The sequence below is a fragment of the Micromonospora sp. IBHARD004 genome (assembly GCF_052814115.1).
Genome location: NZ_CP199934.1, coordinates 2,876,085 through 2,896,454, shown reverse-complemented (window position 1 = coordinate 2,896,454; position 20,370 = coordinate 2,876,085). Strand labels below are relative to the sequence as shown.

Annotated in this window: 18 protein-coding genes; 3 read left to right on the top strand and 15 right to left on the bottom strand. The window is 69.6% G+C overall.

What is annotated here, in order from left to right; translation table 11 throughout:
• Positions 1-322 precede the first annotated feature (322 nt).
• Positions 323-1,018, bottom strand: coding sequence for an SMI1/KNR4 family protein (locus ACTWO6_RS14045; RefSeq protein ID WP_446220058.1), 696 nt, complete (start codon positions 1,016-1,018; stop codon positions 323-325).
• A 446-nt stretch (positions 1,019-1,464) separates the two neighbouring features.
• Here ACTWO6_RS14045 and ACTWO6_RS14040 point away from each other — a divergent pair, with 446 nt between their 5' ends.
• Positions 1,465-2,643 carry a low temperature requirement protein A gene (locus tag ACTWO6_RS14040; RefSeq protein ID WP_446220057.1) on the top strand — a complete coding sequence of 393 codons (1,179 nt, stop codon included), beginning with the start codon at positions 1,465-1,467 and terminating at the stop codon, positions 2,641-2,643.
• Positions 2,644-2,761: 118 nt separating this feature from the next.
• Entirely contained in the window at positions 2,762-3,823 is a 1,062-nt protein-coding gene (locus tag ACTWO6_RS14035; protein ID WP_446220056.1) for a helix-turn-helix domain-containing protein, read from the top strand.
• Positions 3,824-3,926: 103 nt separating this feature from the next.
• Here ACTWO6_RS14035 and ACTWO6_RS14030 read toward each other — a convergent pair whose 3' ends face one another.
• Both ACTWO6_RS14030 and ACTWO6_RS14025 read right to left on the bottom strand, forming a co-directional pair.
• Positions 3,927-4,835, bottom strand: coding sequence for an integrase core domain-containing protein (locus ACTWO6_RS14030; RefSeq protein ID WP_446220055.1), 909 nt, complete (start codon positions 4,833-4,835; stop codon positions 3,927-3,929).
• A gap of 356 nt (positions 4,836-5,191) precedes the next feature.
• A complete protein-coding gene (locus ACTWO6_RS14025; RefSeq protein ID WP_446220054.1) occupies positions 5,192-7,324 on the bottom strand; it encodes a glycoside hydrolase family 3 protein in 2,133 nt (710 codons plus the stop codon).
• Positions 7,325-7,599: 275 nt separating this feature from the next.
• Here ACTWO6_RS14025 and ACTWO6_RS14020 point away from each other — a divergent pair, with 275 nt between their 5' ends.
• Positions 7,600-7,848: an RNA polymerase sigma factor gene (locus ACTWO6_RS14020; RefSeq protein ID WP_446220053.1), complete on the top strand. Its 249-nt coding sequence runs from the start codon at positions 7,600-7,602 to the stop codon at positions 7,846-7,848.
• On the opposite strand, the gene ACTWO6_RS14015 is transcribed toward ACTWO6_RS14020, so the two are convergent.
• From ACTWO6_RS14015 to ACTWO6_RS13960, 12 genes are all read right to left on the bottom strand, one after another.
• Positions 7,813-7,932 carry a hypothetical protein gene (locus tag ACTWO6_RS14015; protein ID WP_446220657.1) on the bottom strand — a complete coding sequence of 40 codons (120 nt, stop codon included), beginning with the start codon at positions 7,930-7,932 and terminating at the stop codon, positions 7,813-7,815. The genes ACTWO6_RS14020 and ACTWO6_RS14015 overlap by 36 nt on opposite strands.
• A 66-nt stretch (positions 7,933-7,998) precedes the next feature.
• Complete coding sequence (locus tag ACTWO6_RS14010; RefSeq protein WP_446220052.1) at positions 7,999-8,994, bottom strand: integrase core domain-containing protein; 996 nt, start codon at positions 8,992-8,994, stop codon at positions 7,999-8,001.
• A 107-nt stretch (positions 8,995-9,101) separates the two neighbouring features.
• Entirely contained in the window at positions 9,102-9,905 is an 804-nt protein-coding gene (locus tag ACTWO6_RS14005; RefSeq protein ID WP_446220051.1) for a sugar phosphate isomerase/epimerase family protein, read from the bottom strand.
• Positions 9,902-11,053 carry a dihydrodipicolinate synthase family protein gene (locus ACTWO6_RS14000; protein ID WP_446220050.1) on the bottom strand — a complete coding sequence of 384 codons (1,152 nt, stop codon included), beginning with the start codon at positions 11,051-11,053 and terminating at the stop codon, positions 9,902-9,904. The genes ACTWO6_RS14005 and ACTWO6_RS14000 overlap by 4 nt, the downstream gene beginning before the upstream one ends.
• Positions 11,050-12,204, bottom strand: coding sequence for a Gfo/Idh/MocA family protein (locus ACTWO6_RS13995; RefSeq protein WP_446220049.1), 1,155 nt, complete (start codon positions 12,202-12,204; stop codon positions 11,050-11,052). Before ACTWO6_RS13995 ends, ACTWO6_RS14000 begins: the two co-directional genes overlap by 4 nt.
• 127 nt (positions 12,205-12,331) lie before the next feature.
• A complete protein-coding gene (locus ACTWO6_RS13990) occupies positions 12,332-14,422 on the bottom strand; it encodes a PQQ-dependent sugar dehydrogenase (protein WP_446220048.1) in 2,091 nt (696 codons plus the stop codon).
• A 38-nt stretch (positions 14,423-14,460) separates the two neighbouring features.
• Positions 14,461-15,417, bottom strand: coding sequence for a LamG-like jellyroll fold domain-containing protein (locus ACTWO6_RS13985; protein WP_446220047.1), 957 nt, complete (start codon positions 15,415-15,417; stop codon positions 14,461-14,463).
• 99 nt (positions 15,418-15,516) lie between these two features.
• Positions 15,517-16,266 carry an ABC transporter ATP-binding protein gene (locus ACTWO6_RS13980; protein WP_446220046.1) on the bottom strand — a complete coding sequence of 250 codons (750 nt, stop codon included), beginning with the start codon at positions 16,264-16,266 and terminating at the stop codon, positions 15,517-15,519.
• Positions 16,256-16,996, bottom strand: a complete 741-nt coding sequence (locus ACTWO6_RS13975; RefSeq protein WP_446220045.1) for an ABC transporter ATP-binding protein — start codon at positions 16,994-16,996, stop codon at positions 16,256-16,258. Before ACTWO6_RS13975 ends, ACTWO6_RS13980 begins: the two co-directional genes overlap by 11 nt.
• 76 nt (positions 16,997-17,072) lie before the next feature.
• Complete coding sequence (locus tag ACTWO6_RS13970; RefSeq protein ID WP_446220044.1) at positions 17,073-18,251, bottom strand: branched-chain amino acid ABC transporter permease; 1,179 nt, start codon at positions 18,249-18,251, stop codon at positions 17,073-17,075.
• Complete coding sequence (locus ACTWO6_RS13965; protein ID WP_446220043.1) at positions 18,235-19,122, bottom strand: branched-chain amino acid ABC transporter permease; 888 nt, start codon at positions 19,120-19,122, stop codon at positions 18,235-18,237. Before ACTWO6_RS13965 ends, ACTWO6_RS13970 begins: the two co-directional genes overlap by 17 nt.
• Positions 19,123-19,126: 4 nt before the next feature.
• A complete protein-coding gene (locus ACTWO6_RS13960; RefSeq protein ID WP_446220042.1) occupies positions 19,127-20,233 on the bottom strand; it encodes an amino acid ABC transporter substrate-binding protein in 1,107 nt (368 codons plus the stop codon).
• Between the last annotated feature and the right edge of the window lie 137 nt (positions 20,234-20,370).

Here is a 20,370-nt window from a genome sequence, read left to right as displayed (position 1 = left end):
ACACCACCCTCAAAGGTCTGTCGTTCTGCGGCGGCCCTCCGGGCTCCCCCGCGCTTCGCGCCATCCGGCGGGCGTCGGGCGTGACGGCCGCAGAGCGTCAGCGGCAGCGGCCGGCGCGCGCCCAGGCGGCGGCGCGTGCGGCCCGTTGCGGGCCGCCTTGAAGACGTACAGAAACTTTGAACCAACGGCCGGCAGCCGCCGGCAGCCGCCGTGTCGTACTTCGGATGAGTTACACGCTGGCTCCACTTGATGGATTACAGGGTGTCCCAGTTCGCCGGCTACCCATCGTGAATGCCGATTGGTCGCACCGGTGAATACTGACTCAGTCGTCGAAGCGTCCCTCCCAGATCGGCGCCCGGATGTCGTAGCGGTGCAGCGGTCCCCAACTCGCCGTGAGCGCCTGCTCCGCAGCGTCAAGCCAGTCGAGGTAGAAGTCTGTGAAGGTGGCGTGCGTGCCGCCCCGGTTGCGCAAGGGCACGATCACGTCGCTCGTGGCGCGCCGGTCGAACCAGACGTTGCCGCGTTCGGTGCCGGAGACGACGAGCAGCGTGTAGAAGCCACATCCGTTGTCGCTGAGGTGCACCGCCCCAGCGGTCTGTGCTCGCTCGAGGTCATCGCTGCGCCGGTTCCAGGCTGCCCATGCGGTCTCGTCTGAGACTTGCGGCTTCACAGCTTCGAGTTTTTCCCACTGGTCTTCGTACGAGTCCTGGTCTGGAAACGGCGTCGCCAAAGCCGCGTGGTCCGTCTCCTGGTCGTTCTCCCATCCCCAGCCGCCGGGACCACGCGATAACCGGCGCAGATTCACCGGCCCGATCCCGCCGGAGTCGACATGCAGCAGGAACTGCCAGTATCCGTCGGGCACGGTGACACCAAACTGCTGCTCTGCTTCGGTGAGTTCATGTTCGGTCAAGGGAGCCAGAGGGCTATGACCGCGCCGGAAGCGGAAACCGGAGCGGCCTGTCAGGGCGGCACGCACCCGAAGCGTGCGGCTGCGTACTGCATCCCAGTCTGTCTCCACGCCCGGCAGCCTAGGCCGCACGGCTCGGCCGACGACCGCGGCCTTCGGCGAGCGCCGTTTGATCATTCACATTATCTCGGGCCAATTACGGGATGTAAGCACGGGCTGGAGTTGCCTGATCAACTGTCACCCATCAAGCGGAACTGAGATGTGACGCATCAAGTGGAGCCCGACACGCCGGCAGCCGGCCGTGTCGTGTCTCGGGAGCTGCGTGACACATCGGTATCAGGACCTGAATAACACTCCGTCGCCTCTAGCACCGGCCCGACGGCTGGGCCAGGTCGACGAGCTGATCCGAACCGGCGGCGACGGATCGAAGGAACTGACCGGCCTTTACCGTCGCCCGCCCGTGTAGCGCGGCCACGGCCGCAGATCCGTGTTCACCAACGCTGGCGCGTGGTACGAATGCCTCAACGAGGGCACAAAGCCACAGGACGGGCGGGTCGATGAGGAGTAGGGCGGGCGAGCTGCTGCGGAAGCCCGAGGAGCCACAGCAGGCAACGTTCCTGGAACTGTTCTTCGACCTGGTGCTCGTCCTAGCGATCACCCAGCTCTCACACGGGCTGATCCAGCACCTGACGTGGAGCGGCGCCTTCCAGGCGCTGGTGCTGCTGCTCGCCGTTTGGTGGGTCTGGACCTACACGGCGTGGATAACCGACTTGTACAACCCGCAACGGCCGGCGATACAGCTGCTGGTCATCGCAACCATGCTCGGTGTCTTCGTGATTGCGGTCGCGCTGCCCGACGCGTTCGGCAAGCGAGGCCTGGTCTTCGCGGGGGTGTACGTCGCCATCCACATCGGCCGTCAACTCTTCCTCGTGCTCGCCCTGCGTGGCCACGGGGCGCAGCGTAGAGCCGCGCGGGCCCTGTTCTGGTTCGGCGTGTCCGCCGTGCCGTGGATCGCGGGGGCGCTCGCGGACGCGACGGCGCGAGGGGCGCTGTGGACACTCGCGTTAGCCGTGGAATACATGGCAGTCGTACTCCGCTTCCCCATTCCGGGACTTGGCCGCCTACCCACATCGGCGTGGCCGATCGTGGCCGAGCACCTGGCCGAGCGATACCGGCAGCTTTTCATCATCGCGCTCGGCGAGTTGATCCTGGTCTCCGGTCTGACCCTTTATGGCAGCGGCTTTGCGCCCGACCGGACCGCGGCGGCCGTGGTGTCGTTCTCCACCACGGTGCTGCTGTGGCGGATCTACATCTACCGCGCCGGGGAGGTGCTGCCCGCTGTCATCGCAGCAGCGCCCGCCCCACACCGCCGTGCCCGATCGGCGGCGGTCGCTCATCTGATCATGGTGGCCGGTATCGTCGCCACCTCCGTCAGCGTCGAACTCGTCATCGCCCACCCGTTCGGGCACACCAAACCGGCCTGGATCGCCGTCATCCTCGGCGGGCCTGCGCTGTTCGTGGCCGGGCGCGCCTTCTTCGAATACCAGGTCTTCAAGCGCGTCTCCCGGGATCGGCTGATCGGACTGCTCGTGCTGGCCGCCCTGACACCGGCGGCGCTCCTAATGCCGCCACTGCTGGCAGCCCTCGCCGCCACCGCAGTCCTAGCCGGGATCGCCATCGCCGACGCCGCCCGCGCGAGAGAACACCCACCCGAGCCGCCGTCACCACCCGGCTAGGTAGACGGCCGGCGGCCGGAGAAGTCATCGGCACGGCGAGGAGCATCCCGACCACGCCAACCGCATAGAGTGCAAAACGGTCCGAGCAGGCGCACCGACGGTACGGGCTACGCGCCGAATGATTCTGGAGCAAATATGTGAGAAATTGATGCCCATGGTGTCCGGATCAATCGGCGAACGTATTGCGGCCTATCGACGCCGGAGAGGGCTGAGCCAAGCGGCGCTCGCTGGCTTGATCGGCCGGTCGGAGTCGTGGCTCTCGCAGGTGGAGCGCGGCGTACGGTCGGTCGACCGGCTGTCGGTTCTGCTGGACATGGCGAAGGTGCTCCACGTCGAGGTGGACGCCCTGACGGGCCGCCCTTGGCAATACGCCCCCAACGGTGGAAGCACACCCGCTGATCTGGAAGCGGTGCGGCAGTACTTCTCGCGCTATGACCACTTGTTAGGGATGGAACCCGGCGCTCACTTCGACCTCAAGGCGCTGCGAAGTCGGGTAGCCGACGCACACCGCACGTACCAGGCAGCTCGATATGAGAAGGTCATATCAGACCTGCCCGGCCTGCTGACGGCCGCAGACGCACTCGATCGAGGCGCGCAGGGTTCTGTTCGTCGAGACCTACTGCTTGCGTATGTCTCTGCCTACGTCGTCGCCGCGAAGCTCTTGACCAAGATGGGGGCAGGGGACCTCGCGTTGCTGACGTCCGGCCGCAGCGCAACGGCAGCCATCGAGGCAGATTCTGTCGAGGCTCGTGGAATGGCGGCCTATCAAGTCGTCTGCGCCCTCCTGCGGGCTGACCGTCCCGAGGACGCCGAGGGCTTAGCAATCAGCATGGCGGAGCAGGTCCAGCGACACGCGCGAGCGGACGTGCCCAACCTCGTCTCCGTGGCTGGCGCGCTGTGGCTGATTGCGGCCGTGATTGCTGCTCGCCGTACCGACCGTGCGGAAGCCTGGCGGAGGCTCGCTGTGGCTGAGGACCTGGCGGCGGTGCTTGGGCACGACGCCAACTTCGCGTGGACTGCGTTTGGCCCCACCAACGTCGCAATCCATCGCGTCAGCGTAGCTGCCGAACTGGGCGACGCTGCGGAAGCACTACACGCTGCCGCGGCGGTCAATCCTGATCGCCTTCCAACGGGTCTAAGGGCGCGTCTCATTTGGATGGTCGTTGGCCTGGGGGCATGATCTGCTTCCGTGGACGAGGCCATGATCCGTACCTGGGCGCCGGATGATCTCTGGGAGATAGCGGCGCCGTTGATCCCTGTACCGCTCGAAAAGTCGGCCAGAGCTACGCCACCTGGGAGTATTCGTTGATCAGCCCGTTGAGGATCTTCCTACGGCGCACTCGTGCGGCGGTCAGGTCGACGACCGGTCGTGGCGGTATGTCGGTGGCGTTGGGCGGTTGTTGGTGCCGGGCTTGGTGCGGCCGGTGGTCGTTGTAGTGGGCCACGTACTCGTCGAGGGTGGCCAGTAGGTGCCGCCTGTTGTAGATCAGCATCCGGTCGAGACACTCACGGCGGACCGTGCGAACCCACCGCTCCGCGTACGCGTTCGCCCGCGGCGCCCGAGGCGGGGTTCGCAGGATCTCGATGCCCTCGGTGGCGAAGACCTCGTCGAACGGCGCGATGTACTTGCTGTCACCATCCCGGATCAAGAACCTGAACCGGGCGACCCGTTCGCCGAGGTCCATCAACAGGTTCCGGGCCTGCTGGGTGACCCACTGCCCCGTCGGATGCTCGGTGGCGCCGAGAATGTGCACCCGCCGGGTGCCGACCTCCATCAGGAACAGGACGTAGATGCGGGTCAGACCGATCGTTTCCACGTGCAGGAAATCGCAGGCCAGGATGCCCTTGGCCTGGGCGGCCAGAAACTGGGTCCAGGTCGGCCCGCCGCGACGCGGAGCCGGGTCAACGCCGGCCGCGGTCAGGATGGCCCACACGGTGCTCGGCGCTACCCGATATCCCAATCTGAATAGTTCACCCTGCACTCGGCGGTGACCCCAGGTCGGGTTCTCCCGGGCCAGGCGCAGCACCAGGGCACGGATCTCCGCCCGTATCGGAGGACGCCCGGGTCGTCGCGGGTAGGTCCACTTCCGGGCGACCAGCTCACGGTGCCACCGCAGAAGGGTGGCCGGGGTGACGAAGAACGTCGACCAGCGGGAACGAGGCAGCAGCCGCGACAGGGCTGACAGCACCACCCGGTCGACGGGCTCCAGGTCCGGGCGTGCGCCTGCCGGCGTAGCACCGCGACCTGATGACGTAGGACGACAATCTCGACATCCTTGAACCGCTCGCCGCGCATGCCCTGCACCGCCAGCCACAGGATCTGACACAAGACCAGGTGCCCGAAAGACAGGAACATGCCCGCCACCATGCCCCACGGCCGGCTAGCCGGGCCGCACAGAACCGCACCTCAGAGGCCAGAACCGGGCTTCCGAGCGGTACAGGCCCGGGCCGGGCTGGTTGACCCGGATCGCGTCCAGCGCAGCCCTTCAGGAGCTGGTGCTCATCCGTCAATGGTAAGCACCAGCTCCTGAAGGAGCTGCGAGCTGGTTTAGCGCGCCACGCTCTTGAGCAGCTTCAGCGCCTGCCCCTCGTTGCCGGTGAGCAGCGCGTGGTCGGCGTCCGCGATGAGTTGTGCCCAGTTGGCGGCCGCCCGGCCGGCGATGACCGCCTCCTGTGCCTCGTCCCGTGCCAGCGAAACGGGGTCGCCCGGGAAGCGCGGCCCGGTCCGCAGACCCCAGCCAAACGGGTACAGCGGCTGGTAGTCAGCATCGCCAACATTGATCGGCACCTGAGCGGCGTCCCGAGGCCAGCTCACCGGCAGCTGACCGGTGAAAGGCTGCTGGCCGAAGAGTACGTCGGCAACCCCGGCGCCCTCGCTGCCCGGCAGCCACGATGCGACGAGAGCATCGATCTGGCCGAGCTGGTCGGTGACGAGCTGCGGCCGGCCGGAGACGACGAGGACGACGCAGGTGCTGATCTCGGCGCATACCTTGTCGATGACCGCGCGGTCACTGGCTTGCAGGGCGAGCGACTTCTCTTCCTGCTGCGGCTGGGAGCACCAGCCGCATTCGGGCCCGTCGATGTCCCCGTACCCCTCTGAGTAGGATGACTCACCGACCACCACGACCCCGACGTCGGAACCGGTGGTCGGCGCCGACGCGTCGGCGCTGTAGGTGACCGTCGCACCGGGAGCGACCTCGCGGATTCCCTCGAGGATCGTGGTGCCGGGGATGGTATCGCCTGAGGTGCCCTGCCAGGTGATCGTCCAGCCACCGGCCTGGTGGCCGATGTTGTCCGCATTGCGGCCGGCCACGTAGACCTTGGCGTCGGGGCGCAGCGGCAGCGCGTCGCCCGCGTTCTTCAGCAGCACCTGCGACTTCGCCACGGCCTCCCGGCCGATCGCCCGATGCGCCGCGCTGCCGACCCTGTCGATGTTGTCGGCCGACGCGTACGGGTGCTCAAATAGCCCGAGCTCGAACTTCTTGTGCAGGATTCGCCCCACCGCGTCGTCGATCCGCTCCTGGCTGACCCGTCCCGCGGCGACCTCGGCGAGCAGCAGCTCCTGGAACCGCGGCGCGTTGTTGGGCTGCATGAACATGTCCGTGCCCGCGTTGGCGCCCACCCGGACCTTGTACGTCGTCAGCCCCCCATTCGTCGGCTCGGCCGGATCGGGGATCTGGTGGATGCCCTCCCAGTCGGAGATGATGAACCCGTCGAACCCCATCTGGCCCTTGAGTACATCGGTCAGCAGTTCCTGGTTGGCGTGCATTTTGACCGGGTTGCCGAGCCCGTCCTCCGTCCAGTCCACGCTGGAGTATGACGGCATGACGCTGCCCACGTGGTGATCGCGCAGCGCCGGGCCATAGGGGGCGAGGTCGAGGCGGGCGAAGTCGTCCCGGTTCGTCGCCGTGATGCCCTGGTCGATCGTGTAGCCCTGCGACCACCACGGCTTGCCTACGTTGGCCGCCGCGATGGCGGTGTTGTACTTGGTGTCGCCGTCACCGGCAAAGTGCTTGGCCGTGGCGAGCACCCGATCGTCGTTGTCGAGCTGACCCTTGCGGCCCTGGAGGCCATCGATGATCGTGGCCATCTGAGCCGCCAGCGCGGGGTCCTCGCCGAAGCTCTCGTAGCTGCGACCCCACCGCTCGTCACGGGAGACGCAGACGCAGGGCGAGAAGCTCCAGGGGATGCCGGTCGCGCGTACCTCGGCGGCGGTGGCGTGGCCGATCCGCTCCGCCAGCTCCGGATCGCGGGTGGCGCCCAGCCCCACGTTGTGCGGGAAGATGGTGGCGCCGTAGACGTTGCCGTGCCCATGCACGGCATCGATCCCATAGATCAGCGGGATCCCGAGGCGGGTGCTGAGCGCCTGCGTCTGCAGCTCGTTGACCATCGCCACCCAGGCCGCCGGGGTGTTCTGCGCGGGGGTGGATCCGCCGCCGGAGAGCACCGAGCCAAGGCCCCACTGGGCGACGCGGGTGGGATCGCTGGCGACAGCGCTCCGCTCGGCCTGCGTCATCTGGCCGATCTTTTCCACCAGCGTCATCCGGCCGAGCAGGTCGGCGACCCGGCGATCGGTCGGCTGCGACGGGTCGAGATAGGCAGGACGCTCGGCCCCTGTCTCGGCAGCCGAGGCCGCCGAGACCGGGGCCAGCGACGCGGTGACGGCGACGGCGATGCTCATCGCGGCGAGCGTGCGCCGTCGTCGCATGGGTGATGGTCGGGTCTCCATCTAGGAACCTCCTCGTCCTCGGGAATCGGCTGAAGGCTATGGGCACTTCATTCATGCGTCAATATAAGTCGTGTAGAAAGCTGCTCGAGACCATCGATTGTCCTAGGCGCCGCAGCTGACGCGGCGCAGGAGGCGCTCATCGTTATCTTCAAGGCGCTGCGCGGGCTGAGGGAACCCGCCGCGCTGCACGGCTGGGTGAAGACCATCGCCGTCCGCGAGGCGATCCGGTGGCCCGCGCCGACGCCCGGTCAGTCCCTGACGATCTGAGCTACCTGCCCGCGCCGGGCGACCAGCTGCTCGGCGCAGACATTGCGCAGAGTCTGGCGAACCTAACCCCCGAACACCGGGCCGTGCTGGTGCTGCGTGACCTCGAGGGCTACTCCGAGCAGGAAACGGCCGAGCTGCTGCGTGTCAGTCCCCTCGAATCGTGGAGGGTTGCGTTATGCGGCCTGGTCCTCAAAGGCGCGGGTGGTTGATCGTTCGTAGTCGATAGGCGATCGCCAGTCGCAGACGGAGTGCCGGCGGCGCCGGTTGTAGAAGTCGGTGATCCAGGTGGCGATCTTCAGGCGCGCTTCCGACCTGGTGCGGAACTGGCGGCGGTGGACGTATTCGACCTTCGGTCAGAGCTACGCCACCTGGGAGTATTCGTTGATCAGCCCGTTGAGGATCTTCCTACGCCGCACTCGTGCGGCGGTCAGGTCGACGACCGGTCGTGACGGTATGTCGGTAGCGTTGGGCGGTTGTTGGTGCCGGGCCTGGTGCGGCCGGTGCTCGTTGTAGTGGGCCACGTACTCGTCGAGGGTGGCCAGTAGGTGCCGCCTGTTGTAGATCAGCATCCGGTCGAGACACTCCCGGCGGACCGTGCGAACCCACCGCTCCGCGTACGCGTTCGCCCGAGGCGCCCGCGGCGGAGTGCGCAGGATCTCGATGCCTTCGGCGCTGAAGACCTCGTCGAACGCGGCGATGTACTTGCTGTCACGGTCTCGGATCAAGAACCTGAACCGGGCGACTCGGTCGCCAAGATCCAGCAGTAGATTCCGGGCCTGCTGGGTGACCCACTCCCCTGTCGGATGCGTGGTGACACCGAGGACGTGTACGCGCCGGGTCTCGACCTCCATCGGGAACAGGACGTAGATGCGGGTCAGCCCGATCGTGTCCACGTGCAGGAAATCGCAGGCCAGGAGGCCCTCGGCCTGGGCGGTCAGGAACTGAGTCCAGGTCAGCCCGCCGCGCCGCGGAGCCGGGTCAACGCCGGCAGCGGTCAGGATGCTCCACACCGTGCTGGCCGCGACCCGATAGCCAAGCCTGAGCAGTTCGCCCTGCACCCGGCGGTGGCCCCAGGTCGGACTCTCCTCGGCCAGGCGCAGCACCAGGGTGCGGATCTCCGCCCGTATCGAAGGACGCCCGGGTCGTCGTTTCGGGTAGGTCCACTTCCTGGCGACCAGCTCACGGTGCCACCGCAGCAAGGTGGCGGGGGTAACGAAGAACGTCGACCAGCGGGACCGAGGCAGCAGCCGCGACAGGGCTGACAGCACCAACCGGTCGACGGGCTCGAGGTCCGGGCGTGCGACCTGCCGGCGCAGCACCGCGACCTGATGACGTAGCGCAGGAGACAGGTGCACCGGGGCGCCGGGACCGGCGTCGCCACCGCCCGGGGGACGGTGAGCGGAAGCACCCCGCTCTCCGTCCGCGCAGCGTGCCGGGGCGGCGCCGCGCCGATCGGTGGCGCTCAGGCCACGTGGGCGAGGTAGCCGGCGACCGCCTCGTCCAGCACCTCGCGGCCCGGACGCGACCACACCTCCTCGGCGAAGACCTCCACCTCGATCGGGCCGGCGTACCCGGCGGCGTCCACGGCCTCCCGGAAGCGGCGCAGCTCGACGCAGCCGGTGCCGGGCAACCCCCGGCCGAGCAACACCCCGGCCGGCAGCGGCGTCACCCAGTCGGCCACCTGGAAGCAGGCGATCCGGTTCTCCCGCCCTGCCCGAGCGATCTGCGACCACACCTGGTCGTCCCACCAGAGGTGGTAGGTGTCGACGACGACGCCGACCGCCTCCGGCGGGTACGGGTCGGCCAGGTCGAGGGCCTGGCCGAGGCTCGCGACCACGCACCGGTCGGAGCAGAACATCGGATGCAGCGGCTCGACGGCGAGTCGTACGCCCGCGGCGAGGGCGTGCGGCACGAGCGCCCCGAGCGCCTCGCCGACGTGCGCCCGGGCGACGTCGAGATCCCGGCTGTCGGCCGGCAGCCCCCCGGAGACCAGCACCAGCACCGGCGCGCCGACCGCCGCCGCCTCGTCGATCGCCCGCCGGTTCTCGTCGAACCACCCGGGGGCGTCGAAGAACCCGCCCCGGCACAGCGAGGTGACGGTGAGGCCGGCGTCGCGCACGCGCGCCGCGGCCTGCTCGATGCCGTACACGGCCAGGTCCTCGCGCCACAGCCCCACCCCGGAGACCCCGGCGTCGACGCAGCCCGCGACGAGTTCCGGCAGCGGCCACCGCTTCGTGGTGGCCGAGTTCAGCGCGAACCGCTTCACTGCGTCACCCCCACGGTGGTCATGAACGACCGCGCCCGGTGCGCGGCCAGCTCGGCGTCGGGCAGCAGCCCGGCCGCGTCGGCGAGCCGGATCAGCCGGGCCAGGTGCACCGGCGACCGTCCGGACTGGAGGCCGCCGACCATGGTGAAGTGGTCCTGGTGGCCGGCGAGCCAGGCCAGGAAGACGATGCCGGTCTTGTAGTAGAACGTCGGTGCGCCGAACAGGTGCCGGGCCAGCGGCAGCGTGGGCGCGAGGATCTCCTCGTACGTCGCCAGGTCGCCGGCGTCGAGCGCGCGCAGCGCCGCCGCGGCCGGCGGCGCGATGGCGGCCAGCACGCCGAGCAGCGCGTCGGAGTGGCCCTCGCCGTCGCCGCGGATCAGGGCCGGGTAGTTGAAGTCGTCGCCGGTGTAGAGCCGCACCCCGGGCGGCAGCCGCCGGCGCAGCGCGACCTCGAAGTCCTCGTCGAGCAGGGACAGCTTGATGCCGTCGACCTTGCCGGTGTGCGCGCCGATCAGCGCGACCACCGTGTCGGCGGCCCGCGCGGGATCGGGGTCGCCCCAGTAGCCGGCGAGGGCCGGGTCGAACGCAGGGCCCAACCAGTGCAGCACGACCGGGCCGCCCGCCTCGTCGAGCAGCCGGCCGTAGACGTCGAGGTACTCCTCGGCCGAGCGGGCCGCCGCGGCCAGGTGCCGGCTGCACATGAGCACCGGCCGGGCCCCGGCGTCCTGCACGTCGGCGAGTTGTTCGGCGTACGCCTTGCGGATCTCGTCGAGGGTGGCCGGACCCGCCGGCAGCTGGTCGGTGGCGACGCCCGCGCAGATCGCGCCGCCCTCGGCCCGAGCCGCACGCGCCGACCGTCGCACCAGCTCGCGCGCGGTCGGGTAATCCAGACCCATGCCCCGCTGGGCGGTGTCCATGGCCTCGGCCACACCGAACCCGTACGACCAGAGGTGCCGGCGGAACGCGAGCGTCGCATCCCAGTCCACGGCGGCGGGCGCACCCGGCACGTTCTCCGCCCCCGGGTCGGCGACGACGTGCGCGGCGGCGTACGCGATCCGGCTGGTGAAGCGGGCGCCGGGCGCAGCGTGCTCGCGCCCGGCGCCGGAGAGGGTGAGGGGCCTGTCGGGCAGGGTGACGGTGGTGCTCACGAGGACAGCTCCGCCACCTCGAGGCGCCGGCCCTCGCGCGCCGACCGCAAGCCCAGCTCGGCCAGCTGCACGCCGCGCGCGCCGGACCACAGGTCCCAGGTGTACGGGGCGTCCTCGGCGACGTGCCGCAGGAACATCTCCCACTGCGCTTTGAACCCGTTGTCGTACACCTCGTTGTCCGGCACCTCCTGCCACTGGGCCCGGAAGCCATCGCTGGACGGCAGGTCGGGGTTCCAGACCGGCTTCGGGGTCGTGGCCCGGTGCTGTACGCGGCAGCCGCGCAGCCCGGCGACCGCGCTGCCCTCGGTGCCGTCGACCTGGAACTCGACCAGCTCGTCCCGGTTGACCCGGACGGCCCAGGACGAGTTGATCTGCGCCACGATGCCGCCGTCGAGTTCGAAGATGGCGTACGCGGCGTCGTCGGCGGTCGCCTCGTAGGGCTGGCCGTCCTCGTCCCAGCGTCGCGGGATGTGGGTCGTGACGTGCGCGGTGACCGCCCGCACCGGGGCGAAGATCTGCTCCAGCACGTAGTGCCAGTGCGGGAACATGTCGACCACGATGCCGCCGCCGTCGGCGGCCCGGTAGTTCCAGCTCGGGCGCTGGGCCTCCTGCCAGTCACCCTCGTAGACCCAGTAGCCGAACTCGCCGCGCACCGACAGGATGCGGCCGAAGAACCCGCCCCGCACCAGCCGGTCGAGCTTGCGCAGGCCGGGCAGGAAGAGCTTGTCCTGCACGACGCCGTGCCGCACGCCGGCCGCGTCGGCGGCCCGGGCCAGGTCGACCGCGCCGGAGAGGGTGGTGGCGATCGGCTTCTCGGTGTAGATGTGCTTGCCCGCCTCGATGGCCAGGCCGATCGCCTTCTCCCGCTCGCTGGTGACCTGGGCGTCGAAGTAGATCGAGACGTCCGGGCGGGCCAGCGCGGCGGTGAGGTCGGTGGTCCAGTCGGTCAGCCCGTGCCGGGCCGCGACGTCGCGCAGCTTGGCCTCGTTGCGCCCCACCAGGACGAGCTCCGGCCAGAGCCGGCCGCCGCCGCGCAGTGGTACGCCGCCCTGCGCACGGATCGCCAGCAGGGACCGGACCAGGTGCTGCCGGTAGCCCATCCGCCCGGTCACGCCGTTCATGACGATCCCGATCGGGACACGTGCCGTCATCGTCTCACCCTCCAGGTAAGCGCTTCCTCCGGCACCCGACTCCTCCGGGTGCCGCAAACCTCGTCCCGGTCTCCCCGGGACCGCCGGCGGGGACGGCGACGTTGCCGCCGCCCCCGCCGGGTTGGACTCAGGCCGGCGCGCCGGTCACCGTCAGGTGACGCAGCCGGCCGATGTTGTCGAACGAGCCGAAGCCGACCCGCCCGGAGCCGAACGTGGTGTCCTTCGCGGTCATCAGCGGGTCCTTGCTTCCGTCGACGTACACCGCGATCTCGCCGGTGGCCGGCAGGTGCACGACCCGCACCTTGTGCCAGTCGGCGTCGACAATCGCCGGGTTGGCGCCGCGGGACCGCCAGTTCCACTGGTAGTCGATCCGCTGCCGGTCGGCGTTGTTGACCTTGAAGATGCCGTTGTGCGGCAGGATCGTGTTGTCGGTGGAGACGTGGGCATAGTAGAACTCCGTGTCCGAGCGCCAGCCGAACACGATGATCACGTCCCGGTTGCTGACCTCCACCGGCGTGTCCAACCGCACGTCCGCCTCGATCTCCACCGAGGACCACTCCGGCCCGTCGGTCACCACCGCGTACTCGAACGGACGGCGCGGACCCGGCCGGCTGACGCCCGCCTCGGCGAGGATGACCTCGTCGCCGTCGAACTGCCACTTGGACGGGGTCACCGGCGCCCAGCTGTCCGGGCCCGAGGGCTTGTGCACCTTCGTGCCGCCGACGTCGCCGCTGGCGAAGACCCGGGTGTCGGTGACCTTCCAGATCTTCCCGTTGGCCTTGGCGAGGATGTAGAGCTCGCCCGCGGCGTCGGTGCCGAAGCGCAGGTCCACCCGCTCCGGGTTGCCCGGCGCGCCCGGGCCGGAGAGGTCCTGCATCCGCACCGGGCTGCCGGCCGCGTTGAACAGGGCCAGCCGGTGGATCGGCGCCAGGCCGGCACCCCGGCGCATCTCGTGCGCCTCGGTGTATAGGACCTGGCCGTCAACGAGGTCGCCGAAGACGTACTTGCCCTTCAGCGCGGGCAGCTCATTGCCGCGGTAGACGAACCCGCCGGCCACCGCGACACCCACGTCCGAGGTGCAGTTCCACCCCGGTGCCGGGTTGTGGTCGTACGCGGCCACCGGGTACGTGTAGCCGTACTGCTCGTCGTCGGCCGGCAGGGGGAAGAGCTTGTTGCAGGGGTTCGTGGCCGTCTTGTCGAACAGGAACGCCCCTTCCCGCTCGCTCCAGCCGAAGTTGTCGCCGGCGCGCACCTCGTAGATCGCCTCGATGGCGTGCTCGCCGATGTGGCCGAGGAACATCCGGCCGGTGGCCGGGTCCCAGCTGAACCGGTGCGGGTCGCGGAAGCCCACCGCGTAAATCTCGCCGAGCGCGTCGGCCTGGCCGACGAACGGGTTGTCGGCCGGGATGCCGTACTTCCCATTGGCGGAGTTGGTGCCGCGCGGGTCGATCCGGAGCAGCTTGCCGTGCGGCATGGCCGGGTTCTGCGGGTCGGTGTTGCGGACGCCGAGACCGCCGTCGCCGACGGCGAGGTAGAGCAGCCCGTAGTCGCTCTGGCCGGGCTTCGCAGTGGAGTTGAAGTTGATCTCCTGAATGCCGTGGACCTGGCCGCCGAAGCCGATCCGCAGCACCTCGCGCCGGCTGCCGGCGAACGTGTCGGCGGCCGGGTCGGTGGCCGTCCACTCGGTGATGACGCCGTGGTAGAGGACGTTCGTCTGGGCGTAGTCCGGCACCTTGGTCGTCAGCGACGCCTGTTCGGTGTGGATGGTGTAGAAGCGGCCGTTGGTGCCGAACTCCGGGTGAAACGCCACGTAGCCGAAGCCCTGCCCGAGCCCGCGGCCGGAGAAGAACTGCGGCGCGAAGGTCGCGGCCACGTCGAGGTAGACGTGCGGCACTCCGTCCTTGACGAGGTACAAGTTGCCGTTGAGGTCCGGTACGGCGCGACGGCCGGAGCCGTCGGGCAACTCCATGATGGTGTTGATCCGGGCGGTCCGCATGAGCCGCTGGTCGACCGGGGCCGGGTTGGGGAACGACTGGGGGAAGCTGGCGTACTCGGAGAGGACCAGCCCGAGCCGGGACTGGGTGGGCATCTCGCGGACCGGGTCGTAGACCGGGTCGGCGGCCCGGGCGGGGCCGGACACCAGGGTGGACAGGACGAGGGTGGCGACCGTGAGTCCGGCCGTCAGCGCGGATCTGCGGATTTTGCCGATACTGCGCACGCGGGTCTCCTTCTCGGTGGGGACGGTGCCGAGGGTGGTCAGCGGGCCATGTAGCGGTACTGCTTCTCGACGTCGCTCGCCGAGACCACGCCGTCGAGGAACATCAGGGCGTCCATGCGGCAGTCGCACGGGTTCCGCTCCAGCGTGTCCTGCGGGAAGCTCCCGCCGATCTTGATGCCCCGGGGGTCGGAGGCGGTGGTCACGTGCGGGCCGGGCCCCGACACGAGCCACGGGTCGTCGGTGCGGGTGTAGAAGCCGTCCAGCGGCTGGCCGTTGCGGTAGAGCGCCATGGCGCCGGTGTTGAAGTCGAAGGTGGCGGCGAGGTGCACCCACTCCCCCTTCGGCAGCAGGGTGCGCCAGTCCTCGCTCGCGGCGAAGGTCTGCGAGTTGCCGCCGTCGAGGCGCCGGCCCAGCGCGACCAGGCGCAGCTCACCGTTGACGTCGATCAGTTCGAGCAGCGCTCGGACGCCGTGGCCGTCGGAGTCGCCGGTTAGCACGCCGGCCAGGCCGATCGCGTTGAACCGGTCGGTCGGGTTGGCGGTGGTGGAGTTCAGTGCCGGGCCGTCCATCTCCCGCTTGAACCAGCCCATCACCGTGGTGCCCTGGGTCCCGGCGAACGCGCGCAGGGTCCGTACGCCACTCGCCGACCAGATGCCGGCCTTCCAGTCGTCGTTGCCAGCCGCGGCCGGGTTGACCTGCCGGGTCTGCAGCGCGTTGCCGCTGCCCGGGTAGGCGTGCTCGGCCACCCGCATGTCGGGGCCGCCGTTGACGAGCTCGATCTCGGTGCCGGAGCGGCCCTGGTCGCGCTCGAGCGCGGCGTCGCCCTCCACGGGGTGGTCGAAGTCGTAGAAGGCGACCAGATTCGATCGCAGGTGCGGGTGGACGTCGGGCGGGTTGTTCCGGTCCGCCTGCGCCGGGGGTGCCCCGGCGCCCGCCAGCACACCGGCCGCCAGCAGGGCAGCGGTGGCGACGACGGCCCGTCTGGCTCTGGTCATCGCGTACACCTCATTTCGCGTTGGGGCACGCAACCGCTTTCGGAAGCGCTTACGTACGTGCATTCGATCTGCCTGGTTGTGCCGCTGCGCCTGAGGGTGCTACCGCATGGGCGAGACCGGTGGCTCGGCGGGCCGCCCGCCGAGGTAGAGCTCGCCGAGTTGGGGATCGGCCAGCAGCTGCGCCGCCGGCCCGGAGATGTGCACGCGCCCGAGGTCGAGCACGCAGCCGAGGTCTGCCGTCTCGAGCGCCCGCCGGGCGTTCTGCTCCACCAGCAGCACCGCCGTGCCGGCGTCGCGCATGCGCACGACCTGTTCGAAGACCGTGGTGGTGGCCTTCGGGTCCAGCCCCATGGACGGTTCGTCGAGGAGCACGACCTTGGGGTTGACCATGAGCGACCGGGCGAACTCCACCTGCTTCTGTTGGCCGCCGGAGAGCAGCCCGGCCAGGGAGTTCCAGCGCTGCGCGACGACGGGGAAGACCTCCTTGACGAAGGCCGTCCGTTCGGCGATGAGCGCCTTGTCCTTCAGGGTGTAACCGCCCAGGAGCACGTTCTCGGCCACGGTCATCTCGCGGAAGACGCTGTGCCCCTGCAGGACGTGCGCGACCCCCGAGGCGAGCATCCGCTGCGGGCCCTGATCGGTCACGTCCACGCCCCCGACGAGAATCCGCCCAGAACGCGGCTTGAGCAGCCCGCTGGCGACCTTGAGGACGGTCGACTTGCCGGCGCCGTTAGGCCCGACGAGGCAGACGATCTGGCCGGCCGGCACCGAGACGGTCAGGCCGCGCAGCACCGGCGCCGCGCGCCCGTAGCCGGCCTGGATGTCGACGAGTTCGATTTCAGACGCCAAGGTAGGCCCCCAGCACGCGTTCGTCGGAGCGGATGAGCGACGGCGGGCCCTCGGCGATCGGGCGGCCGCGGTCGAACACCACGATGTGGTCACTGACACTCATCACCAGGTCCATGTTGTGCTCGACGATCACGAAGGTCCTTCCCTCGGCGTTGAGCTCGCGGACCAGGGAGCCGATCCGGTCCAGCAGCGCCGGGTTGACGCCGCCGGCCGGCTCGTCGAGCAGTACGGTCTCCGGGTCGCTCATCAGCACGCCGGCGAGTTCCAGCAGCTTCTGCTGGCCCCACGACATGTTGCGGGCCTCCACGTCGGCCAGGTGGTCGATGCCGAGGCGGGTGAGCCAGCCCCGGGCCCGGTCGACCTCCGCCCGGGCGCGAGCGCCGCGCAGCTGGCCGGTTAGGCCGGCCGGGCGGACCGCGGCGAGCACGTTGTCCAGCGCCGACATCCGGGGGAACACCCGGCACAGCTGGAAGGTACGCCCCACGCCGGCGCGGACGATGGCGTGCGGCGCCTTACGGGTGATGTCCCGCCCCCGGTAGGTCGTCTGCCCGCTGTCCGGACGGATCATCCCGGTGACGCAGTTGAAAAACGTCGTCTTGCCCGACCCGTTGGGCCCGATCAGCGCGTTGACCTGGCCGTGCCGGAACTCGACGGTGGCACCGTCGAGCGCCACCACACCGCCGAACGCCTTGGTCAGGCCCGCGGTCGCCAGGCTGCGTACCTCGCTCATGCCGTCACCTCCCTGCGGTCGGCGACGGCATGAGGCTCCACCGCACTGTGCCTGATGATTCGCTCGCAGCGCTCGCTCATGCCCGCTCCTTGGTGGGCTCCGGGCGAACCCCCGTGGTGGCCGCCGCCGCGTCGACCGGCTCCCGCGCTCCCGCCTGCGTACCGGCACCCGCCGCCCGCTGGTCACGGAGCTGTGCGGCCGTGACCTCGCGGATGGAGCTCTGCGCCGGCCGGAGCATCCGGTTGAGCAGCCCGCCGATCGCCGGCAGGACGCCGTCGGGCATGAAGATCACGACCAGGGCGAGCAGCAGGCCGGTCGCGACCAGGTGCAGTGGCGTGTTGCCGAACTCCACCTTGAAGTACTCCAGCGCGGTCCCGACCACGAGTGCGCCGACCAGCGGGCCGAACAGGTGCCGGACGCCGCCGAGCAGCGCCATCAGCACCATGTAGGAGCCGGTGAGGATGGAGAACTGGAAGACCGGGTCGAGGTCGCCGAACCAGAGCGCGTAGAGCCCACCGGCCAGGGCGGTGAACCCCGCCGAGACCACGAAGACCACGAGCTTGTACGCGAACGTCGGCGTGCCCAGCGCCTCCGCCTTGTCCTCGTCCTCCCGGATCGCCTTGAGCCCGAGGCCGAACCGCGAGCGGTCGATGAGCCACCAGGCAAGCAGCGCGAGTCCGAGTAGACCGGCAAAGAGGAAGTAGAAGACCCGGTGGTGCTCCGGGCGCAGCAGCCCGGGGAACGGCCGCGGGACCACCAGCCCGCGCGATCCACCGGTGACCGAAGCCCAGCTCTGGAAGACCAGCAGCAGGATCAGCACCAGCGCGATCGACACGATCACGAACGAGGCGCCACGCACCCGCAGCGCCGCGAAGCCGATCGGCACGGCGAGCGCGGCCACCAGCAGTGCCGCGACCACCAGGGCCACGAAGCTCGGCAGCCCGGCCTTCGTGACCAGCAGGGCGGTGCAATAGCCGCCCAGCCCGGCCAGCGCCCCGTGACCGAGGGAGATGTAGCCGGTGAACCCGCCGACGAAGTTCCACGACGTGGAGAGCACCGCGTAGTTGAGCACCACGATGCCCGCCGACAGGATGTACGGGTTGGGCGCCAGGGACGGGAAGGACAGCACCGCGGCGGCGAGCACGAGGACCGCGACCGCCTGGACGATCCGGCCGACGGGCCGGCGCGCCGCCGCCGTCGCTGTTGCCGCTGTTCTCGCCGCCGGCGCCGTGGTCGGCTCAGAAGCGCTGGGCAAGGCGACCTCCGAAGAATCCTTGTGGCCGGAACGCCAGGGTCGCGAACAGGGCGAGGTAGAAGATCGTCTGCGCCCAGGTCGTACCCAGCGGGATCTGCAGCAGGCTCTGCATCAGGCCGAGCACCATGGCGGCCATGGCGGCCCCGGGTACGCTGCCGAGCCCGCCCACCACGATGATCGCCATCAGCGGGCCGATCCAGTGCCAGTGCAGCGAGGGGTAGATGGTGGTGTCGAGGGCCAGGGCGGTGCCGCCCACCGCGGCGGTGGCGAGGCCGATCCCGAAGCCGTACCCGGCGACCCGCTCGGTCTCGATGCCGATGAGCCGGGCGGCGTCGCGGTGCTGGATGGTCGCCCGCAGTGCCCAGCCGAACGTCGTCTTCTTCATCAGCAGGTAGAGGGTGAGCAGGGCGACGGCGGCGAGGCCGAACGCGATCAGCTTGACGACCGCGATGCGGGCCCCGAGGAGCCCGAAGCTCGCCGAACCGTAGCCGAGCTGGATGCGCCGCTGGGTGCCGGTGAACACGTACCCGAGCAGCCCCTCGACGACGACCGCGATCGCGAACGTCAACAGCACCGACATCATGGTCAGGGTGACCGGGCGCAGTCGGGCCAGGAGCAGCCGTTGCAGCGTCACCCCGAAGCCGAAGAAGAGCGGCACGGTGACGATCATCGACAGCAGCGGGTCGACGCCCAGCCGGGAGTGGGACCACCAGGCGAGGTAGGCGGCGAGGATGAGGAACGCCGAGTGGGCGATCATCACGACCCGCATGATTCCGAAGTAGAGGGTCAGGCCCGCCGCCAGGAGGGCGTAGAGCCCTCCCAGCAGCAGACCCAGTATGACGCTCTGGAAGAGCAGCGCACCGGATGGCATCTGGCTACCAGGCCGGCTTCGGGTAGACGAACTCGGTCTCCTTGGCGTCGGCCGGCAGCACGATCTGGATCTCGCCGCCCACCCACTGCTGGATCATGTGTGCGCCCTTGGGCTTGCCCGTCTCGTCCCAGGAGAGCGGGCCGACCACCGTCTCCACGGTGTTCTTGCGTACCCAGTCGACCAGCTTCTGCTGGCACTCCCCCTGCTCGGCGCAGCCGGCCGCGGTGACCGCCGCCGCGACGACCTGGCCGGTCGTGTACGCGTTGGCCTCATCCTCCTCCGGCGGCGAGCCGAACTGCGCCGTGTACTTCTCGACGAACTCCTTGTTGCTGGGGTACGGCGCCTTCTGCGTGTAGCCGGTCGGCGAGATGATCCCCTCGGTCTTGTTGCCGATGGCCTTGGCGAACTCCGGGTTCGTCGGCGCGGTGGAGAACGCGGCGAGCTTCGGCTGGTACTTGAGCTGCTGGAGGGCGACGATCAGGTTCACGCCGTCCTGGTACTGCGAGCCGCCCACCAGGATGTCGGCCTTCGAGGCCGCGATCTTCGCGGCGATGCTGCCGAAGTCGGTGGTGTTCGGCGGGTAGACCTCGTTGACGACCGTGCGGATGCCAGCCGCCTCGAGCTTCTCCTTTAGCCCGTACGCCGTGCCCTGCGCGAACGGGTCGTCCATGGCCGCGTACGCCGCCGTCTTCGGCCGCTGGTCCGCCGGCAGCGCCAGCAGGTACTCGGCCAGGTAGTTGTAGTGGTCGTTCGCCACCGCCGGAGCGGCGTAGAACAGGTTCTTGAAGCCCTGCTCGAAGACCTGCTTCGCCGCGCCGGCGGGCTCGACGAAGAGCATGCCGTACTCCTCGGCCACGCGGCCCGCGGGCACGACGAGGCGGGTCGAGAACGGACCCACCACCAAGTCGACCTGATCCTTGCCGATGAGCTGCTCGTAGTCGGCGACCACGCGGTCCGCGTTGGACTGGTCGTCGAGAATCTTCAGCTCGACCTTGCGGCCCAGCAGGCCGCCCTTGTCGTTGGTGATCTTGGCCCAGGCCTCGTAACCACGCTGGACACCCTTGCCCGGCTCGGAGAAGTCTCCGGTCAGCGGGAGGGAGATCCCGATCACAATCGGTTCATCGGGGGCGGCCGATCCGCCGCCACCGTCGCCACTGCAGGCCCCTAGCGCAAGCGTCATCGTCGCGCCGAGGGCTGTCATCCACTGCATTCGCCTGAAACGGGTTGTCATCCCGTGACGCTCCTTTG

Excerpts from the sequence above, each read along its gene's own strand:
- ACTWO6_RS14040 (WP_446220057.1), top strand. The coding sequence starts at position 1,465 with ATGAGGAGTAGGGCGGGCGAGCTGCTGCGGAAGCCCGAGGAGCCACAG.
- ACTWO6_RS14035 (WP_446220056.1), top strand. The coding sequence starts at position 2,762 with ATGATTCTGGAGCAAATATGTGAGAAATTGATGCCCATGGTGTCCGGA.
- ACTWO6_RS14025 (WP_446220054.1), bottom strand. The coding sequence starts at position 7,324 with ATGAGCATCGCCGTCGCCGTCACCGCGTCGCTGGCCCCGGTCTCGGCG.
- ACTWO6_RS13995 (WP_446220049.1), bottom strand. The coding sequence starts at position 12,204 with ATGACGGCACGTGTCCCGATCGGGATCGTCATGAACGGCGTGACCGGG.
- ACTWO6_RS13985 (WP_446220047.1), bottom strand. The coding sequence starts at position 15,417 with ATGACCAGAGCCAGACGGGCCGTCGTCGCCACCGCTGCCCTGCTGGCG.
- ACTWO6_RS13975 (WP_446220045.1), bottom strand. The coding sequence starts at position 16,996 with ATGAGCGAGGTACGCAGCCTGGCGACCGCGGGCCTGACCAAGGCGTTC.
- ACTWO6_RS13965 (WP_446220043.1), bottom strand. The coding sequence starts at position 19,122 with ATGCCATCCGGTGCGCTGCTCTTCCAGAGCGTCATACTGGGTCTGCTG.